A 17,912-nucleotide genomic window follows, 5' to 3' on the forward strand; every position below is an offset into this window, starting at 1 on the left:
GCCGGCGCGTCAGGATCAGGCGATCTTCCTGGCGCTGGCCAGCAGGGCGCCGACCGCCATAAACAGTCCGCCGAAAATACGGTTCATGAGCTTCATCTGTTTTGGCCCTTTAATCCAGCCCGCAATGCGGGTCGCCAGCGTGGCGTAGCCAATCATCACGATGATATCGACCACTACGGTCGTCACGCCCAGCACCAGATACTGCATAAAGAGTGGCTGATGCGGCTGAATAAATTGCGGGAAGAGCGCCGCCAGAAAGACGATGCTTTTGGGGTTGGTCAGGTTCACCAGCACGGCACGTTTGAACAGGCGACGGCGCGGCATCGCTTTAGCGACCGCGTCCAGGTCGATACCGCCCGCTGAGCGCCACTGCTGAATACCCAGCCAGACCAGATAGGCCGCACCGGCCCATTTCAGAATCTCAAAGGCGAGCAGCGACTGGGAAAACAGCGCCCCCAGCCCGATGCCTACCAGCACGATATGCAGCGCCAGCCCGACCTGCAGGCCGGAGATGGATGCCACCGTGCCGCGATAGCCGTGGCTGATGCCGGTACTCATGGTGTTAATCGCGCCGGAGCCGGGCGACAGGCTGAGAATTGTGGTGGTGAGCAGATAGGTCAGCCACCATTCGATGGTCATGGGTTGCGCTCTCTTTAGGGGCGGAAGTGTGACACAATACGCCAGAAATAAGCGCGGCGCTACGGCCTGCGTACGGCAACAGGGACTCTTTATCCGGTCATCAGGAGGGCGAATGAATCCACACAAAGCCAGCTGGCTGCGACGCGAAAAAGCCTTTGCTGCCTTTGCAACCGGTCCGCTGCTCGACTTCTGGCACAGCCGTGAAGAGCGTGAGTTTACCGGCGTCGGCAATCTGACATTACGTTACGTCCGGTTCACGTCACCGAAACACACGCGTGTCATCCTGATTGTGCCCGGCCGCATCGAGAGTTACATCAAATATCCTGAGCTGGCCTACGATCTGTTTCACTGTGGCTTCGATGTGGTGATCCTCGATCATCGCGGCCAGGGGCGCTCCGATCGTCTGCTGGAAGACTCACACCGCGGCCACGTGGTGGAATTTACCCACTATGTCGACGATCTCGAAACCCTCTATCTGAAAGAGATCGTCAGCGGACACTATCAGCAGCGTTATGCGCTGGCTCACTCGATGGGGGGCGCAATATTAACGCTGTTTCTGGCGCGGCAGCCGCAGGCTTTTCATGCGGTTGCCCTGGTGGCCCCGATGTTTGGTATTGCGCTGCCGTTGCCCGCCTTCCTGACCCACCGGATACTCGACTGGGCGGAGAAACGCCCGGCGGTGCGCGATGGTTATGCGCTCGGCACCGGACGCTGGCGCGCGCATCCATTTGGCATCAACCGGCTGACGCACAGTGCTGAGCGTTACCGGCGTAACCTGCGCTTTTATGCTGATGATCCGGCGATTCGCGTTGGCGGGCCGACCTATCACTGGGTGCGCGAAGGCATCCATGCCGGTCGCAACATCATCAGCCAGGTGGATAAGATCACCACGCCGCTGCTGCTGTTACAGGCCAGCGAGGATCGGGTGGTCGATAACCGTTCGCAGGACCTGTTTTGTGCCGCGATGGCTGCGGCGGGTCATCCGTGTGAGGGCAACACGCCGCGGGTGATCAACGGCGCGCGTCATGAGATCCTGTTTGAAAAAGACGCGATGCGTGCCGAAGCGCTCAATGCAGTGGTCGACTTCTTTTCAGCGCATCACTGACGTTATTTATCCGACCGGCGAAAGCCGGCAGACTCCGATACCCGAGGTTTTCATGTACCACATCGTTGCATCCGACCTGGATGGCACGCTGCTTTCTCCCGAACATCGCCTGACCCAATTTGCACGCGAAACACTGCAGCAGCTGGTCGCCAGAGATATTCACTTCGTTTTCGCGACCGGCCGTCATCATATCGATGTCGGACAGATGCGCGACAGCCTGGCGATTCCGGCTTATATGATCACTTCAAACGGCGCGCGCGTTCACAACGCGGCGGGCGAACTGGTCTTCAGTCACAATCTGGATGCCGACATCGCCAGCGATCTGTTTGGCCTGCAATATCATCACAACGAAATCCTGACTCACGTCTACCGGGATGATGAGTGGTTTGTCAGCCGCTCAAGTCCGGCAGAACAGGATTACTTCCGCGAGTCGGTGTTCAATTATCAGGTCTATGAGCCAGGTCTGCTGCCAACCGATAACATCAGCAAAGTCTTCTTCACCTGCGAAAACCCTGAACATCTGATCCCGATGGAGCAGGCCATCGAAGCGCGCTGGGGTGATCGCGTTAACGTCAGCTTCTCATTACCTACCTGTCTGGAGGTCATGGCGGGCGGCGTGTCGAAGGGGCATGCGCTGGAAGCCGTGGCGAAGCAGCTGGGTCATTCGCTGCAAAGCTGTATCGCCTTTGGCGACGGCATGAACGATGTGGAGATGCTGAGCATGGCGGGTAAGGGCTGTATCATGCAGAACGCTCATCAGCGGCTGAAAGATACCCTGCCGGCGCTGGAAGTGATTGGATCAAATGCGGATGATGCGGTGCCGCAGACGCTGCGCGCACTCTACCTCGCATAAGTAAATGAATGAAAAGGGCCGGTTATCCGGCCCTTTTTTTATGCCGTCAGGCGATTTTCTGTTTGTGTCTGTGTTCGCTGACCATGGTCAGGAGCAGCAGAATAACGGCGAGCACGCAGCCTGCGATCATCACCAGGAAGCCGCCATCCCAGCCGAAGTAGTCGACGGTGTAACCGACAATGGCGCTGGCGGCCACCGAGCCTCCCAGGTAGCCGAACAGGCCGGTAAAGCCCGCTGCCGTTCCTGCCGCTTTTTTCGGGGCCAGCTCCAGCGCGTGCAGACCAATCAGCATCACCGGACCGTAGATCAGGAAGCCAATCACGATCATACAGGCCATATCGACGCCGGGGTTACCCGCCGGATTGAGCCAGTAGATGACGGTCGCGACGGTGACCAGCGTCATAAAGAACACCCCGGTCGCCCCCCGATTGCCGCGGAACACCTTATCCGACATCCAGCCGCAGAGCAGCGTCCCCGGTATCCCCGCATATTCATACAGGAAGTAGGCCCAGGAGGATTTATCCAGCGTGAAGTGTTTCACCTCTTTGAGATAGGTCGGAGACCAGTCGAGGATGCCGTAGCGCAGCAGATAAACAAACACGTTGGCCAGCGCGATGTACCACAGCAGCTTGTTCGGCAGCACGTACTTCATGAAGATCTGCTTTGCCGTCAGCTCCTCTTCATGGCTGGCATCGTAGTCGGGCGGATAGTCGTTTTTATACGCTTCAATCGGCGGCAGGCCACAGGATTGCGGGGTATCGCGCATCAGCGCAAAGGCCAGAATCGCAATGGCAATCGCGCCAAAAGCGGGCATGTAGAGCGCCGCTTTCCAGTCGTTAAACCACGCCATGCCCAGCAGAAACAGCAGCGGGGGGATACCGCCACCCACATTATGGGCGCAGTTCCAGACCGAGACGATCCGGCCGCGCTCCTTCTGTGACCACCAGTGAACCATGGTGCGTCCGCACGGCGGCCAGCCCATCCCCTGAAACCAGCCGCAGATAAACAGCAGTACAAACATCACCATGATGCTAGAGGTCGCCCAGGGCACAAATCCCATGATCAGCATCACCGCCGCGGCCAGAATCAGGCCAGCCGGCAGGAAGACGCGCGGGTTTGAGCGGTCCGACACCGATCCCATGATGAATTTTGAAAAGCCGTAGGCGATGGAGATGCCCGACAGGGCAAACCCTAAATCGCCCCGCGAAAAACCCTGCTCGACCAGATAGGGCATCGCGAGCGCAAAGTTTTTTCTGACCAGATAGTAGGCGGCATAACCGAAGAAGATCCCGATGAAAATTTGCCAGCGCAGACGACGGTAGAGGGGATCGACACGATCCTCTGCCACCTGTGGCTGGCGTGGCGCAGGTTTAAAAATGCTCAGCATCAGTGAGGCCCTCCAGGGCACATTATGGTTTTTGAATTCCCGGCAGGTTGAAGCAGGAAAAGAGGAGAAAATGGCCATCCGATGTTCCATTTCGCGCAAAGAATAGTGTTAGTTGCGCAGCGTTACTGTGATGAATGACACATTTGTTACAGTTTTATTACAGTTGAGAGCGAAAGTGTTCACCTGATGGATCATTTCGCGCATTTTGTCTGGCGGAAAAGCGGTTCTGTCGACAGTTATGTCAGTCTGTGTAAACGGTCTGCTGCTTAAAGATTCTGATCGAATGTTTTATAGTCAGATGTCAACCAGATTTCACAGCCTGATGGCAGCACATTGTTTACACTGGCGGCCTGTTAATTTCAGGGTCATGACCGTGTTCTTATTAATTATTACCACTATTCTGTGGGCCTTTTCGTTCAGTCTGATTGGCGAATACCTTGCCGGGCAGGTGGACAGCTGGTTTTCCGTTCTGATGCGTCTGGCGCTGGCTGCGCTGGTCTTCCTGCCTTTCCTGCGCTGGCGTGGCTACCGCCCTTCAACGCTGCTGCTTTATATGCTGGTGGGGATGCTGCAGCTCGGGGTGATGTATCTGCTGAGTTTTGAAGCCTATCTCTATCTGAGCGTTTCAGAATTCCTGCTGTTTACGGTGATGACGCCGCTGTATGTCACGCTGATTTACGATCTGATCAGCCGTCGTCCGCTGCGCATCGGTTATGTGTTCAGTGCGCTGCTGGCGGTGGCCGGTGCGGCGATTATCCGTTATGACAAAGTCAGCGATCATTTCTGGTTCGGGCTGCTGTTAGTGCAGCTGGCAAACATCTGTTTTGCGGCGGGAATGGTAGGGTATAAGCGTCTGCAGGAGACCCGTCCGATGCCGCAGCACACCGCCTTCTCCTGGTTCTATCTGGGTGCGGTTGTGATTGCCGTGATCGCGTGGTGCGCCTGGGGTAATCCGCAGAAGTTGCCGACCACCTCACTGCAGTGGGGCATTCTGGTCTGGCTGGGCGTTGCGGCTTCCGGTCTGGGCTATTTTATGTGGAACTATGGTGCAACGCAGGTCGATGCTGGCACGCTGGGCATTATGAATAACATGCACGTTCCCGCCGGGCTGCTGGTGAATCTGGCAATCTGGCAGGAGAAACCGCACTGGCCGAGCTTTATTGCGGGTGCGCTGGTGATCCTCGCCTCGCTGTGGGTGCATAAGCGCTGGGTGGTGGGGCGCAGCAGCCGAACCTAAAGGAGAATCGCACCTAATCAGTGGCTGTGGGTCAGGTGCGGCCTCCCGGGCTGGCGCGTCCGATCGCGAAGGAATCTCACCTCCCTGTGGATCGGCCGGGCCATCCCTGGCCCGGACGCTTCGCTCTTCTGACGCGCCAGCCCATGAGGCGCGACAGCCTCATCGCTGTTAAATGCGTGGCTCAGCGAGAGCATGAAGGAGTGATGCAGGGTAGTAAAGCCTGGAGGCGCAACCGCCTCATCGCTGTTAAATGTGTGGCTCAGCGCTAGCATGAAGGAGGGAATGGCGGGCTGAGAAGTAAAGCGTCCGCCGCATGGCTGGCCCGGTGCTGCTCTTGTCAAAGCCCTGATGAAGCGGGAGGGAAGGGGTGGCGCAGCTGAGGAGCAAAGCGTCCGAGCCAGGGATGGCGAGGCCGTGCTGCATGGATGCAGGCTTTCTTTGCGATCAGATGCGCCACCTCTGACCACGCAGGGGTCAGAAGCGATCAGAGATTAAGCCGGCTTATCACTCTTCGGACGCTGGATCATCGCCAGCCCCTTCAGGAAGTTACGCAGAATCTGATCGCCACACTCGCGGTAGTTCTTATGGTCAGGCTTGCGGAAAATCGCCCCTACTTCCGCCTGCGATACGGTAAAGTTTGCGCGCTTCAGCACGTCAGGAATGTCGGTCGTTTTCAGATCGAACGCGATACGCAGTTTCTTCATGAAAATATTGTTATTCATTTTGCGCTCGATCGACGGGGCTGGCGCCTCTTCACTTTTACCACGACGGTAAAAAATCAGGCCATTCAGAAAATACCCCATCAGCACATCAGGGCAGGGACGGAACGCGGCGTCGTCATCTTTTTTCAGCCACGCCTGAACATCCGTCTCGGGTACCTCACATTCCGCCAGCGCAAAAATCTTCACCATTCCGGCATCGCTCAGATTAAGCATGTAGCGCACGCTGCGCAGAATATCGTTATTAGTCATGGTGAGATCTTCTCATGGTCAGTCGACAGGCTGCGCATTATAGGGGATTTTGCCAGCGTTCGCGCAGGTTTGTGCCCGACCGGTTACCGCTGCAACACCGCACCGGGCAGCGCAGCATCACGCACAAACGGCAGATGCTCACAGGCGTGCTGACGGGCGAAACGGATAAAGGCTTCCAGCACTGGCTGCCGCTGTTCACCTTCGCGCACGGCGGCATAAAGACGACTCCAGAGCCCCTCACCCAGCGTGCGGGTCACGACCAGACCCTGCTTCTCAAAACTCTCCACCACCCAGTGCGGCAGCGCCGCGATACCCATGCGCGCGGAAACCATCTGAATCATCAGCAGGGTGTTATCGACGCTTTTCAGCGCCGGGCTGACGCCAGCAGGCTGCAGGAAGTGACGCCAGATATCCAGACGCTGACGCTGCACCGGATAGATCATCAACACCTCATCAGCCAGATCTTCCGGGGCAATCTGCTCCACCTGTGCCAGCGGATGATCCGTTGCCAGCACCAGCCGCACTTCATAATCAAACATCGGGGAGTAGAACAGGCCGGAGCGCGCCAGAATATCGGAGGTCAGCACCACATCCAGCTCACCCTGCTGCAAAGCGGGCTGAGGATCAAAGGTCACGCCCGATTTGAAATCCATCACCACCTGCGGCCAGCTCTGACGGAATTTATCCAGCGCGGGAGTCAGCCACTGAATACAGCTATGACACTCGATCGCCACCCGCAGCGTGGTCTGATGCGGCTCATGGCACGCCTGCAGGGCCTGCTGGATCTGCGGCAACACCTGCTCTGCCAGCTGCAGCAGAATATCGCCCTGCGGCGTAAACCGCAGCGGCTGACTTTTACGCACGAACAGGCGGAATCCCAGCCGCTGCTCCAGGTCGCTGAACTGATGAGAGAGCGCCGATTGCGTCTGGTGAAGCTGGGCCGCCGCCGCCGCCAGCGATCCCGTATTGCGCAGAGCCTGAAGCGTCCGCAGGTGCTTGAGTTCGATCATGAGGGTCCTTCACATCGAAAATGAACATATTGCGCTTGAGCCACATACAGTACCCGCAGATTATAGCAGTGTAAACATCTGGACGGCTAAACCTCTCTGGCTGCCTGTAAAAGCCAGCGTGAAAGATTATCTGGAGAACAGCACATGACTATCCTGAACCACACCCTCGGCTTTCCCCGTATTGGCCTGCGCCGGGAACTGAAAAAAGCACTGGAGCAGTACTGGGCGGGTGATATTTCGCAGCAGGACTTACTGGCGGTGGGCCGTGAACTGCGCGCCCGCCACTGGCAACAGCAGAAAGCGGCGGGTGTCGATCTGCTGCCGGTCGGCGATTTCGCCTGGTACGATCATGTGCTGACCACCAGCCTGATGCTGGGTAACGTGCCCGCACGCCATCAGAACCCGGAGGGCAGCGTTGACCTGGACACCCTGTTCCGCCTGGGCCGCGGTCGAGCCCCCAGCGGGGAACCCGCCGCCGCGGCAGAGATGACCAAATGGTTTAACACCAACTATCACTACATGGTGCCGGAATTTACCCGGGGACAGCGGTTTAAACTGACCTGGACTCAGCTGCTGGACGAGGTCGATGAGGCGCTGGCACTGGGTCACAACATCAAGCCGGTGCTGCTGGGGCCGGTAACCTATCTGTGGCTGGGTAAAGTGAAAGGTGAGCCGTTCGAGCGCCTGTCGCTGCTGGAAGCGATTCTGCCCGTCTACCAGCAGGTGCTGGCAGAACTGGCCAGACGGGGCATCGAATGGGTGCAGATTGATGAACCGGCCCTGGCCCTGGAACTGCCGCAGGCGTGGCGCGACGCCTTCAAACCGGCGTATGACGCGCTGCAGGGTCACAGCAGACTGCTGCTGACCACCTACTTTGACAGCATCGGACAGAACATTGAGGTGATTCGCGCACTGCCGGTGCAGGGCCTGCATGTCGATCTGGTTCATGGCCACGATGACCTCCAGCAGCTGAATCAGCAACTGCCCGCCAGCTGGCTGCTGTCACTCGGGGTGATCAACGGGCGTAACGTCTGGCGCGCCGATCTCAGCCGCTGGTTCAGCCGTCTGCAACCGGTGATTGCACAGCGGGAACAGGTCTGGATCGGCTCCTCCTGCTCGCTGCTGCACAGCCCGATCGATCTCAGCGTGGAAACCCGTCTGGATGATGAGGTCAAAAGCTGGTTCGCTTTCGCCCTGCAGAAGTGTGCTGAACTTTCGCTGCTTACTCACGCACTGAACCAGAACGATGCGGCGTCGTTGGAGGCCTGGAGTGCCCCGGTGCGCGCCCGTGCGCACTCGCGCCGCGTGCACAATGCCGCAGTGGGCCAGCGTCTGCAGGCCATCACGCCACAGCTCAGTCAGCGCCAGCGCGCCTATTCTGAGCGGGCTGCCCTGCAGCGTCAGCGTTTCAGACTGCCGGCCTGGCCCACCACCACTATCGGCTCTTTTCCCCAGACCACCGAGATCCGTGGCCTGCGCCTCGACTTTAAGCAGGGCCGTCTCGACAGCAGCCACTACCGCACCGGCATCGCGGCACATATCAGGCAGGCCATTACCGAACAGGAGCGGCTGGGGCTGGATGTGCTGGTTCACGGTGAAGCGGAACGCAACGACATGGTGGAGTATTTTGGCGAGCATCTGGAGGGATTTGTCTTCACCCAGAACGGCTGGGTGCAGAGCTACGGTTCCCGCTGTGTGAAACCGCCGGTCATCATCGGGGATATCAGCCGGCCGGCGGCGATCACCGTGGAGTGGGCCAGCTATGCGCAGTCGCTGACCGACAAGCCGGTAAAAGGGATGCTGACCGGCCCGGTTACTATCCTCTGCTGGTCATTCCCGCGTGAAGATGTGTCACGGGAAACCCTCGCAAAGCAGATCGCGCTGGCGCTGCGTGATGAAGTGAAAGATCTGGAGAAGGCGGGGATCGGGATTATTCAGATAGATGAACCGGCTCTGCGTGAGGGCCTGCCTTTGCATCAGTCGGAGTGGGCCGCCTACCTGACCTGGGCGGTAGAGGCGTTCCGGCTTACCGCGGCCGTGGCGCAGGATGACACCCAGATTCACACCCATATGTGTTACTGCGAGTTCAACGACATCATGGATGCCATTGCGGCGCTGGATGCGGATGTCATCACCATTGAAACCTCGCGCTCCGATATGGAGCTGCTGGAATCGTTTGAGCATTTCGACTATCCGAATGAAATCGGCCCCGGCGTCTATGACATTCACTCGCCTAACGTTCCCAGCGTTGAGTGGATAGAGGCCCTGCTGCAGAAGGCCGCACAACGGATTCCGGCAGCGCGTCTGTGGGTAAACCCGGACTGCGGCCTGAAAACGCGCGGCTGGACGGAAACACGGCAGGCGCTGGCCAATATGGTGACGGCGGCGAAGAAACTGCGTAGTGAGACGGCGTAAGCGGGTCCGGGTGGCAAAAAAAGGGGCGCAGACGCGCCCCTTTCAGACTGCTGACAAACCCAAATCAAGGCGAGTCTGGCAGCAATTAATAAGCTCAATGCGCAGGGAACACGGTCAGAGGAGGAAAGCGTCCCGCGGCAGGGATGGCGCGGGCCGAGCATGCCATGGATGGCGGTTCTTGCGTCTTTCCGATCTGACCGTGTTCCCTTCGCAGGCTCGGTCTTACCGCTACCGCGCTGGACTTTGTCAACAATCTCAAAAGGGGCGCAGACGCGCCCCTTTTTCAGTTACTGCGAGGTCACACCATATTGTCTGAACCAGGTCAGCATCCGCTGCCAGCCATCCTGAGCCGATTCTGCATGGTAGCTCGGGCGGTAGTCTGCATTAAACGCATGACCCGCTTCGGGATAGACGATGATCTCGGCGGTGGCATTGGCGGCATGCAGCGCCTGTCGCATCTGCTCGACGCTCTCCAGCGGAATGCTCTCGTCCTGTCCGCCATAGAGTCCTAAAACCGGCGCGTTGAGCGCGACGGCAATATCAATCGGGTGCTTCTGCTGCTTCAGGGTACGGTCGCCGGTCAGCCGTCCATACCAGGCCACGGCGGCGCGCAGCTGCGGATTGTGCGCGGCGTAGAGCCAGCTGATGCGGCCACCCCAGCAGAAACCGGTAATGCCCATGCGGCGGATATCGCCCCCGTTGCGTGCGGCCCAGTTGGCGGCATGGTCCAGGTCAGCCAGCACCTGAGTATCCGGCACTTTACTGACCAGCTCGCTGAACAGCGTCGGGATATCATGATACTCAGAGGGATCGCCCTCGCGGAAATAGAGCTCCGGTGCAATCGCCAGATAGCCTTCCAGCGCCAGACGGCGGCAGATATCCCGGATGTGTTCGTGCACACCAAAGATCTCCTGCACCACCAGCACGACGGGTAAAGGACCTTCCGCTGACTGCGGTTTTGCAAAATAGGCCGGCATGTTTTCGCCCTGACTGGGCACGGAAGTCTCACCTGCGTGAATGGCCGGACTATCGGTAATAATGGTGGTGTCGGCGGTGGGCTGCACGGCTGGGGCAAAGCCGCCCGTCGCCGGTTTTTGTGGCAAAGTATCACTGGGTTTCATTATTCTCTCCGTGCAAGCATTGGCGCAATCACGTAACTATAGCCTGGCCCGAAAGCGTGCGTGCCAGGTGTCGGGTAACAGAATCAGCAGCGAACAAACGCATCCACCTCTTTAACATTGCCCTGACCCCGACACAGCCCCGCCGGGCGTTATCCGGGCGAAGAAGATGTTAATGTGTGATTAATGTCGCATTTTTTCTTCCGGTAAATGTAACTTTCATTTTCTTAAGTGAATGCTGTCACATATTTATCGGGCGTGCTGGCGTAGAGTGGCGCGCTATCATCCCTTAACAGGAGTCTGCAAATGACACAGTCTGACGTTTTCCATCTTGGCCTGACGAAAGCCGATCTGCAGGGCGCCACCCTGGCGATTGTGCCGGGCGACCCGGAGCGCGTGAAGAAAATTGCCGGACTGATGGAGGATGCCACGCATCTCGCCTCACACCGTGAATTTACCTCCTGGCTGGCAAAACTGGATGGCAAGCCGGTGGTTGTCTGCTCAACCGGCATCGGCGGCCCTTCGACCTCTATTGCGGTAGAAGAGCTGGCTCAGCTTGGCGTGCGCACCTTCCTGCGCGTCGGCACCACGGGTGCCATCCAGCCACGTATCAACGTCGGCGATGTGCTGGTCACGACCGCCTCCGTGCGCCTGGATGGCGCCAGCCTGCATTTCGCGCCGATGGAGTTCCCGGCGGTGGCTGACTTCGGCTGTACCACTGCGCTGGTGGCCGCTGCAGAAGCCTGTGGCGCCACCACCCATATCGGCATTACCGCCTCCTCTGACACCTTCTATCCGGGCCAGGAGCGCTACGACACCGTCTCAGGCCGCGTCGTCAGCCGTTTCAAGGGATCGATGAAAGAGTGGCAGGAGATGGGTGTCCTCAACTATGAGATGGAATCCGCTACACTGTTAACCATGTGCGCCAGCCAGGGCCTCCGCGCCGGTATGGTGGCAGGCGTCATTGTGAACCGTACGCAGAAAGAGATCCCTGATGCGGTCACCATGAAACAGACAGAAAGCGACGCAGTGAAGATTGTGGTCGAAGCGGCGCGTCGCTTGCTGTAGGCCGCGTCAGGCCGCGGGCCCCTATCGGGCCTGCTGCTGTACAAGGCGCGTCATTTCAGTGAAACCTGAGAAGGCTTATGCGCAATACACTTCCTGTCCGACGACCGGCATTCAAAGCCGATCCCGCCGCCCTTAATGCCCGACTGGAACGCGGTGCCGAACGCTTCCGTGCCGCCATGCAGCAGGGTGACTATGCACAGGCCGCCCAGTGCTGCGAAGAGGCGCTGCGCTATCTGCCTCAGCAGATGCAGGTGCTGAGCGACTATGCACTCTGTCTGCTGCGTCTGGGTCAGTACCAGAAGTCCTATAAAATCTATCAGAAGATTGCACTCTCCCCGCCCGCGGTGCGCAGCACCGCCTCTGAAACCTGGCTGGATGGCCTGACGGAAGTCTGTGGCTGGCTGAATAAGCCGGATGAGGTGGCGCGCTATGGTCTGGCGTCGCTGATGCAGTCCGATGCGCGTTTCAGTCAGGGGCAGCGCGTGGCGTTTCCCGCTCCCCAGCCCGAACCTGCCGATCTCACGCAGCCGCACCAGAATGTCATTGCCTTCAGCCTGTTTGGTGACCAGCCGCGCTACTGCGAAACCCTGATTAAAAACGTCGAAGTCGCACCTGAACTCTATCCCGGCTGGGTCTGCCGCATCTACCTTGACGACAGCGTGCCGCAGCATGTCTGGCAGCGACTGGACCAGCCGCATGTGCAACGGGTCGATATGTCGCATGAGAAAACCCTGTTTCCCACCCTGTGGCGTTTTCTGGTGATGGACGATCCTGGCGTGAAGCGCTTTATCGTCCGCGATGCCGACTCGCTGCTCTCAGAGCGCGAAGCGGCGGCGGTCAGCGCCTGGCTGGCTTCACCTTACTGGTTCCACCATATGCGTGACTACTTTTCCCACACCGAACTGCTGCTGGCAGGGATGTGGGGCGGCTGTCATGGCGTCTTTCACAACGTGGAACAGGCGATGCGTGATTTTATTGCGCACTACCGGGGGAGCGAACGCTTCACCGATCAATATTTCCTCAAAGTGGCGTTATGGCCGACGGTACGTGAAAGCGTGCTGAATCATGATGAACTGTTTCACTTTCATCAGGCCCGGCCGTGGCCTGCCCATGCGCCGGTGCGCTGGCAGACGCCGCAGTTCCACGTGGGCAGCAATGCCGGCTTTGCCAGTATGACCGGGAAAGCCAGTGTGGCCGACGGCAGCAGACAGCGCGTGGCGATCACCGCGGGCGAAACCACCTGGCACTATCTGGCGCAGGTTAAGCAGGGTGAGTGGCTGTTGCCGATGCCCTTTTTTCTGATTGAGGAGTGGCAGGCGGGAAGGGTGACCGTGACCGCGCTCTAAGTTGCTGAGCGCGAATAAATTTATCTGGACATTCATACAGTGCGACTCTACCTTTTTCCTCAGCAGTGTAAGTCGCGGGGAAATCATGGATCAGCACATCATCATCAGCATCTGTCTGGCGCTTGCCGGGGTCGGAATCGGCTGGATGCTGGCACAGCTTCGTGCCGGGCACCAGGCCGCCAGTTTCCAGACTGAGCGCCGTCTGCAGCAGGAGGCGCAGCAGCGTCAGCAGCAGCAGACTGAACAGCTTCAGCAGCAGATCCGCGAGCGGGAACAGGAGCTGCGTCAGCTGCACGGTGCCCTGAGCGGAGCCACGGAGCGGCTGCAGCAGCTCGACTACTGGCGCAATGAAAGCGAGCAGCTCAATCGCGAGCTGCGCAATCAGCTGGAGGTCAATAGCGCGCAGGAAGCGGAGCTGCGTGAGGTGACCATCCGTCTGGAAGAGACCCGTTTTGCCGCCGAGGAGAAGCAGCGCCTGCTGACCAACAGCGAGCAGCGTCTCAGCGCCCAGTTTGAAAACCTCGCCAACCGCATTTTCGAAAACAGCGGCCGTCGCGTCGATGAGCAGAACCGTCAAAGCCTGGATAGCCTGATTGGCCCGTTACGTGAACAGCTGGATGGCTTTCGTCGTCAGGTGCATGAAAGCTTTGGCGCAGAGGCGCGCGAACGTCACACCCTGACCCACGAAATCCGTCAGCTTCAGCAGCTGAATGCGCAGATGGCGCAGGAGGCGCTCAACCTGACCAAAGCCCTGAAGGGTGACAATAAAATCCAGGGTAACTGGGGGGAAGTGGTCCTGAGCCGGGTGCTGGAAGCCTCCGGGCTGCGTGAAGGCTATGAATATGAAACGCAGGTCAGCATTCAGTCTGAACAGCAGGGCAGGATGCAGCCGGATGTGATTGTGCGGCTGCCACAGGGCAAAGATGTGGTGGTGGACGCCAAGATGACGCTGGTGGCCTATGAGCGCTACTTCAATGCGGATGATGAGATCGAACGTGAACAGGCGATTCAGGAGCATGTCAGCGCCGTGCGGGCCCATATCCGCCTGCTGGGACGAAAAGATTATCAACAATTGCCCGGTTTACGCTCGCTGGATTATGTGTTGATGTTCATTCCGGTTGAACCGGCCTTTTTACTGGCGATCGACCGCCAGCCTGAGCTGATTAGCGAGGCGCTGCAGCAGAATATCATGCTGGTCAGCCCCACCACGCTGCTGGTGGCGTTACGGACCATCAATAATCTGTGGCGCTATGAGCACCAGAGCCGCAATGCACAGCGTATTGCCGATCGGGCCGCACGCCTCTATGACAAGATGCGGCTGTTTGTGGATGACATGAGCGGTATTGGTCACAGTCTGGACAAAGCGCAGAACAGCTATCGCGAGGCGATGAAAAAGCTGGCAGAGGGGCGCGGTAACCTGATTGCGCAGACGGAGGGCTTCCGTGCGCTGGGCGTTGAAATCAAACGGCCGATCAATCCTCAGCTGGCCGAACGGGCTATGCCGGAAAACCGGATGGCAGATGACGACAGGGATGATGAGGATGCGGATGACAGTGACAGGCGTGTGAGACGCCTCCACGAATAGTATGGGCGCAGCGTGCCTGACTTCCGTGACTCTGATACACTTCGGAAAGTATTGTTTGTGGAGCAGGTAAAACCGATGGCAGATGAATCACAGCAGGAAACCACCCATTTTGGCTTTCAGACGGTCGCCAAAAGCGAAAAAGCTGACAAAGTCGCGGATGTGTTTCACTCCGTAGCGGCAAAATATGACCTGATGAACGATTTGATGTCCTTTGGCGTCCATCGTATCTGGAAGCGCTTTACCATCGACAGCAGCGGTGTTCGCCGCGGTCAGCGTGTGTTGGATCTGGCGGGAGGCACCGGCGATCTGACGGCAAAATTCTCTCGTCTGGTGGGTGACACCGGTCAGGTGGTACTGGCGGATATCAACAGTTCCATGCTGAAGATGGGCCGCGAAAAGCTGCGCAATCAGGGTGTGGTGGGCAACGTCAGTTACGTGCAGGCCAACGCAGAAGCTCTGCCTTTCCCTGATAACTACTTCGACTGCATCACCATCTCCTTTGGTCTGCGCAACGTCACGGAAAAAGAGAAGGCGCTGGCCTCCATGTTCCGCGTGCTTAAGCCGGGCGGACGCCTGCTGGTGCTGGAGTTCTCTAAGCCAGTGCTGGACCCGCTGAGCAAAGCGTATGACGCTTACTCGTTCCACATTCTGCCGCGTATCGGCCAGCTGGTGGCGCAGGATGCTGAGAGCTACCGCTATCTGGCCGAATCGATCCGTATGCATCCCGATCAGGAGACCCTGAAGGCGATGATGAACGATGTCGGCTTTGAAAATACCACTTACTCCAACATGACTGGCGGGATCGTGGCGCTGCATCGTGGATTTAAGTTCTGAGTGAGATGGTGATGAACCTGACTCCTTTGATTACGGCGGGCATGGAGACGGCGCTGAACCGTATTCTGTACCGCGATCGCGGCCTTAAGCCGGCGCGGCAACGTCTGAATGGCAAAGTCCTGACACTGCGCCTGAATGAGTTCTCGTCTCCCCTGGTGCTGGTGTTCAGTGAACAGCAGCTGGACGTGTTAGCTGACTGGCAGGACCGCAGCGACTGCACGGTGATCACCTCGCTGAAAAGTCTGCCAAAGCTGCGCGATCGCCAGCAGCTGACGCCGCTGATTCGCAGCGGTGAACTGCAGGTAGAGGGCGATCTGCAGGTGGTGCAGCAGTTCTCGGCGCTGATGGATCTGGCTGAGCTGGATCCGGCGGAATATCTGGCTCCCTGGGTGGGCGACATCGCCGCGCAGGGCATCAGTCAGCGGGCACAGCAGGCTTTCCGCTTTTTCAAAGGTGAAGCAGCGCGTCGTCAGGGATATCTCGGACAGGCCATGACCGAAGAGTGGCGTGTTGCGCCTGGCTCACTGGAACTGGCCTGGTTTTCTGAGGAGGTCGACGCGATGGAACGTTCGCTTGAGGCGCTTGATGCGCGTCTGGCGCAGCTGGAGGCAAAATGAGTTTAGGAGAGATCCGCCGCTTATATCTGATCATGAAGGTGTTTCTGACCTATGGCCTTGATGAACTGATCCCGCAGACACGTCTCACTTTCCTGTTCCGCCTGTGGCGTCGCTCAATTTTCTGGATCCCCAATCTGCACCAGCATGAACCGACCGGTGCGCGTATGCGTATGGCGATGGAGCAGCTGGGGCCGGTCTGGATCAAGTTTGGTCAGATGCTGTCAACGCGCCGGGATCTCTTCCCGCCGCTGATCGCCGATCAGCTGGCGATCCTGCAGGACCGTGTGGCGCCCTTCGATGGCGTCAAAGCGAAAGCACAGATTGAAGCCTCAATGGGCGCACCCATCGAGACCTGGTTTGATGATTTTGACATTAAGCCGCTGGCGTCTGCGTCGATTGCGCAGGTTCACACCGCCACGCTGAAATCTAACGGCAAAAAAGTGGTGATCAAAGTGATCCGCCCCGACATTTTGCCGGTGATCAAAGCGGATATGAAGCTGATCTATCGCCTGGCGCGCTGGGTTCCGCGTCTGCTGCCGGATGGCCGTCGTCTGCGTCCGGTCGAAGTGGTGCGCGATTATGAGAAAACCCTGCTTGATGAGCTGAACCTGTTACGCGAAGCCGCCAACGCCATTCAGTTACGCCGCAATTTTGAAGAGAGCCGTATGCTCTATGTGCCGGAAGTCTATTCCGACTATTGCAGCGAGACCATGATGGTGATGGAGCGCATTTACGGTATCCCGATTTCCGACGTTGCGACGCTGGAGCGCCACGGCGTGAATATGAAGCTGCTGGCTGAACGCGGTGTCCAGGTCTTCTTTACCCAGGTCTTCCGCGACAGCTTCTTCCACGCAGATATGCATCCGGGCAATATTTTTGTCAGCTATGAACACCCGGAAGATCCGCAATATATCGGTATCGACTGCGGCATCGTGGGGTCGCTGAACAAAGAAGATAAGCGTTATCTGGCGGAAAACTTTATCGCGTTCTTCAACCGTGACTATCGCAAGGTTGCCGAGCTGCACGTTGATTCCGGCTGGGTACCGCCCGATACCAACGTCGAAGATTTCGAGTTTGCGATTCGCACGGTGTGTGAGCCGATTTTTGAAAAGCCGCTGGCTGAGATCTCGTTCGGGCATGTGCTGCTGAACCTGTTCAACACCGCGCGTCGCTTTAATATGGAAGTGCAGCCGCAGCTGGTGCTGCTGCAAAAAACGCTGCTTTATGTGGAAGGCATTGGCCGTCAGCTCTACCCACAGCTCGACCTGTGGAAAACGGCCAAACCCTTCCTGGAAGAGTGGATCAAGGATCAGGTGGGTATCCCCGCCATTATCCGTGCGGTCAAAGAGAAAGCGCCGTTCTGGGCTGAAAAGCTCCCGGAGCTGCCAGAACTCTTTTACGACAGCATGCGCCAGCACAAGCTTTTACGGCACAGCGTCGATAAATTAGTGGGCGATCTCAATGCGCAGCGCGTCCGTCATCATCAGGCGCGTTATCTGTTTGGCGTCGGTGCCACACTGCTGCTAAGCGGAACGGCAGTTCTGCTCACCCGACCGGACTGGGATCTCTTTCCGGCGGTTCTGATGGCGGCAGGAATCGTTTCATGGCTAATCGGCTGGCGTAAGACAAACTGATTGTCACGTCTGTTTAAAAAAAGGTAATGTCGCTGGCTAAAGCCCGGCTAAAAAGGGCACTCTGTCCTGCATTACCTTATCGTTTTCACAGAA

Annotated in this window: 15 protein-coding genes; 10 read left to right on the plus strand and 5 right to left on the minus strand. The window is 58.1% G+C overall.

Annotated elements, in window-relative coordinates; genetic code table 11:
• Positions 1–15: 15 nt before the first annotated feature.
• Entirely contained in the window at positions 16–639 is a 624-nt protein-coding gene (rhtB, locus tag HFD92_RS17715; RefSeq protein WP_003854387.1) for a homoserine/homoserine lactone efflux protein, read from the minus strand.
• Positions 640–751: 112 nt separating this feature from the next.
• Here rhtB and pldB point away from each other — a divergent pair, with 112 nt between their 5' ends.
• Together pldB and yigL are read left to right on the plus strand one after the other, a co-directional pair.
• Positions 752–1,744 (plus strand): lysophospholipase L2, encoded by a 993-nt coding sequence (gene pldB, locus HFD92_RS17720; RefSeq protein WP_009088474.1) that lies wholly within the window; start codon positions 752–754, stop codon positions 1,742–1,744.
• A 52-nt stretch (positions 1,745–1,796) separates the two neighbouring features.
• On the plus strand, positions 1,797–2,597 hold the full coding sequence (gene yigL, locus HFD92_RS17725) for a sugar/pyridoxal phosphate phosphatase YigL (RefSeq protein ID WP_140923908.1): 801 nt from the start codon (positions 1,797–1,799) through the stop codon (positions 2,595–2,597).
• A 46-nt stretch (positions 2,598–2,643) separates the two neighbouring features.
• On the opposite strand, the gene glpT is transcribed toward yigL, so the two are convergent.
• A complete protein-coding gene (gene glpT, locus HFD92_RS17730; RefSeq protein WP_009088478.1) occupies positions 2,644–3,984 on the minus strand; it encodes a glycerol-3-phosphate transporter in 1,341 nt (446 codons plus the stop codon).
• Between the two features lie 373 nt (positions 3,985–4,357).
• Between glpT and HFD92_RS17735 the strand changes: the two genes are divergently transcribed.
• Positions 4,358–5,221 (plus strand): carboxylate/amino acid/amine transporter, encoded by an 864-nt coding sequence (locus HFD92_RS17735; protein ID WP_111208491.1) that lies wholly within the window; start codon positions 4,358–4,360, stop codon positions 5,219–5,221.
• Between the two features lie 491 nt (positions 5,222–5,712).
• Here the strand turns inward: HFD92_RS17735 and HFD92_RS17740 are convergent, their stop codons facing one another.
• Together HFD92_RS17740 and metR are read right to left on the minus strand one after the other, a co-directional pair.
• Complete coding sequence (locus HFD92_RS17740) at positions 5,713–6,192, minus strand: DUF1456 family protein (protein WP_009088484.1); 480 nt, start codon at positions 6,190–6,192, stop codon at positions 5,713–5,715.
• A gap of 83 nt (positions 6,193–6,275) precedes the next feature.
• Positions 6,276–7,202, minus strand: a complete 927-nt coding sequence (gene metR, locus HFD92_RS17745; RefSeq protein WP_111208476.1) for an HTH-type transcriptional regulator MetR — start codon at positions 7,200–7,202, stop codon at positions 6,276–6,278.
• Between the two features lie 144 nt (positions 7,203–7,346).
• On the opposite strand from metR, the gene metE reads away from it, so the two are divergent.
• Complete coding sequence (gene metE, locus HFD92_RS17750) at positions 7,347–9,617, plus strand: 5-methyltetrahydropteroyltriglutamate--homocysteine S-methyltransferase (protein WP_167429404.1); 2,271 nt, start codon at positions 7,347–7,349, stop codon at positions 9,615–9,617.
• Between the two features lie 287 nt (positions 9,618–9,904).
• Here the strand turns inward: metE and HFD92_RS17755 are convergent, their stop codons facing one another.
• A complete protein-coding gene (locus HFD92_RS17755; protein ID WP_009088490.1) occupies positions 9,905–10,738 on the minus strand; it encodes a dienelactone hydrolase family protein in 834 nt (277 codons plus the stop codon).
• Between the two features lie 303 nt (positions 10,739–11,041).
• On the opposite strand from HFD92_RS17755, the gene udp reads away from it, so the two are divergent.
• The 6 genes from udp to ubiB all read left to right on the plus strand — a co-directional run bounded on the left by udp (position 11,042) and on the right by ubiB (position 17,819).
• The gene (gene udp, locus HFD92_RS17760; protein WP_167429405.1) at positions 11,042–11,803 is read left to right on the plus strand and encodes a uridine phosphorylase; all 762 of its coding nucleotides are present in this window, start codon (positions 11,042–11,044) and stop codon (positions 11,801–11,803) included.
• A 77-nt stretch (positions 11,804–11,880) separates the two neighbouring features.
• Positions 11,881–13,149, plus strand: coding sequence for a lipopolysaccharide assembly protein LapB (locus HFD92_RS17765; protein ID WP_167429406.1), 1,269 nt, complete (start codon positions 11,881–11,883; stop codon positions 13,147–13,149).
• 85 nt (positions 13,150–13,234) lie between these two features.
• Positions 13,235–14,734 carry a DNA recombination protein RmuC gene (gene rmuC / locus HFD92_RS17770; RefSeq protein WP_167429407.1) on the plus strand — a complete coding sequence of 500 codons (1,500 nt, stop codon included), beginning with the start codon at positions 13,235–13,237 and terminating at the stop codon, positions 14,732–14,734.
• 75 nt (positions 14,735–14,809) lie between these two features.
• Complete coding sequence (gene ubiE / locus HFD92_RS17775) at positions 14,810–15,568, plus strand: bifunctional demethylmenaquinone methyltransferase/2-methoxy-6-polyprenyl-1,4-benzoquinol methylase UbiE (protein WP_009088499.1); 759 nt, start codon at positions 14,810–14,812, stop codon at positions 15,566–15,568.
• Between the two features lie 11 nt (positions 15,569–15,579).
• Complete coding sequence (locus HFD92_RS17780; RefSeq protein ID WP_046100983.1) at positions 15,580–16,185, plus strand: SCP2 domain-containing protein; 606 nt, start codon at positions 15,580–15,582, stop codon at positions 16,183–16,185.
• Positions 16,182–17,819 carry a ubiquinone biosynthesis regulatory protein kinase UbiB gene (ubiB, locus tag HFD92_RS17785; protein WP_009088503.1) on the plus strand — a complete coding sequence of 546 codons (1,638 nt, stop codon included), beginning with the start codon at positions 16,182–16,184 and terminating at the stop codon, positions 17,817–17,819. Before HFD92_RS17780 ends, ubiB begins: the two co-directional genes overlap by 4 nt.
• Positions 17,820–17,912: the final 93 nt, after the last annotated feature.

Origin of the sequence: Pantoea sp. EKM101V (assembly GCF_011800325.1) — a bacterium.
Taxonomy (GTDB): Bacteria; Pseudomonadota; Gammaproteobacteria; order Enterobacterales; family Enterobacteriaceae; genus Pantoea; species Pantoea anthophila.

What these genes read in the sequence shown, in the direction of transcription:
- yigL (WP_140923908.1), top strand. Translation starts at nt 1,797, where the DNA reads ATGTACCACATCGTTGCATCCGACCTGGATGGCACGCTGCTTTCTCCC.
- ubiE (WP_009088499.1), top strand. Translation starts at nt 14,810, where the DNA reads ATGGCAGATGAATCACAGCAGGAAACCACCCATTTTGGCTTTCAGACG.
- HFD92_RS17765 (WP_167429406.1), top strand. Translation starts at nt 11,881, where the DNA reads ATGCGCAATACACTTCCTGTCCGACGACCGGCATTCAAAGCCGATCCC.
- ubiB (WP_009088503.1), top strand. Translation starts at nt 16,182, where the DNA reads ATGAGTTTAGGAGAGATCCGCCGCTTATATCTGATCATGAAGGTGTTT.
- metE (WP_167429404.1), top strand. Translation starts at nt 7,347, where the DNA reads ATGACTATCCTGAACCACACCCTCGGCTTTCCCCGTATTGGCCTGCGC.
- udp (WP_167429405.1), top strand. Translation starts at nt 11,042, where the DNA reads ATGACACAGTCTGACGTTTTCCATCTTGGCCTGACGAAAGCCGATCTG.
- pldB (WP_009088474.1), top strand. Translation starts at nt 752, where the DNA reads ATGAATCCACACAAAGCCAGCTGGCTGCGACGCGAAAAAGCCTTTGCT.
- HFD92_RS17740 (WP_009088484.1), bottom strand. Translation starts at nt 6,192, where the DNA reads ATGACTAATAACGATATTCTGCGCAGCGTGCGCTACATGCTTAATCTG.
- metR (WP_111208476.1), bottom strand. Translation starts at nt 7,202, where the DNA reads ATGATCGAACTCAAGCACCTGCGGACGCTTCAGGCTCTGCGCAATACG.
- HFD92_RS17755 (WP_009088490.1), bottom strand. Translation starts at nt 10,738, where the DNA reads ATGAAACCCAGTGATACTTTGCCACAAAAACCGGCGACGGGCGGCTTT.
- HFD92_RS17780 (WP_046100983.1), top strand. Translation starts at nt 15,580, where the DNA reads ATGAACCTGACTCCTTTGATTACGGCGGGCATGGAGACGGCGCTGAAC.
- rmuC (WP_167429407.1), top strand. Translation starts at nt 13,235, where the DNA reads ATGGATCAGCACATCATCATCAGCATCTGTCTGGCGCTTGCCGGGGTC.
- rhtB (WP_003854387.1), bottom strand. Translation starts at nt 639, where the DNA reads ATGACCATCGAATGGTGGCTGACCTATCTGCTCACCACCACAATTCTC.
- glpT (WP_009088478.1), bottom strand. Translation starts at nt 3,984, where the DNA reads ATGCTGAGCATTTTTAAACCTGCGCCACGCCAGCCACAGGTGGCAGAG.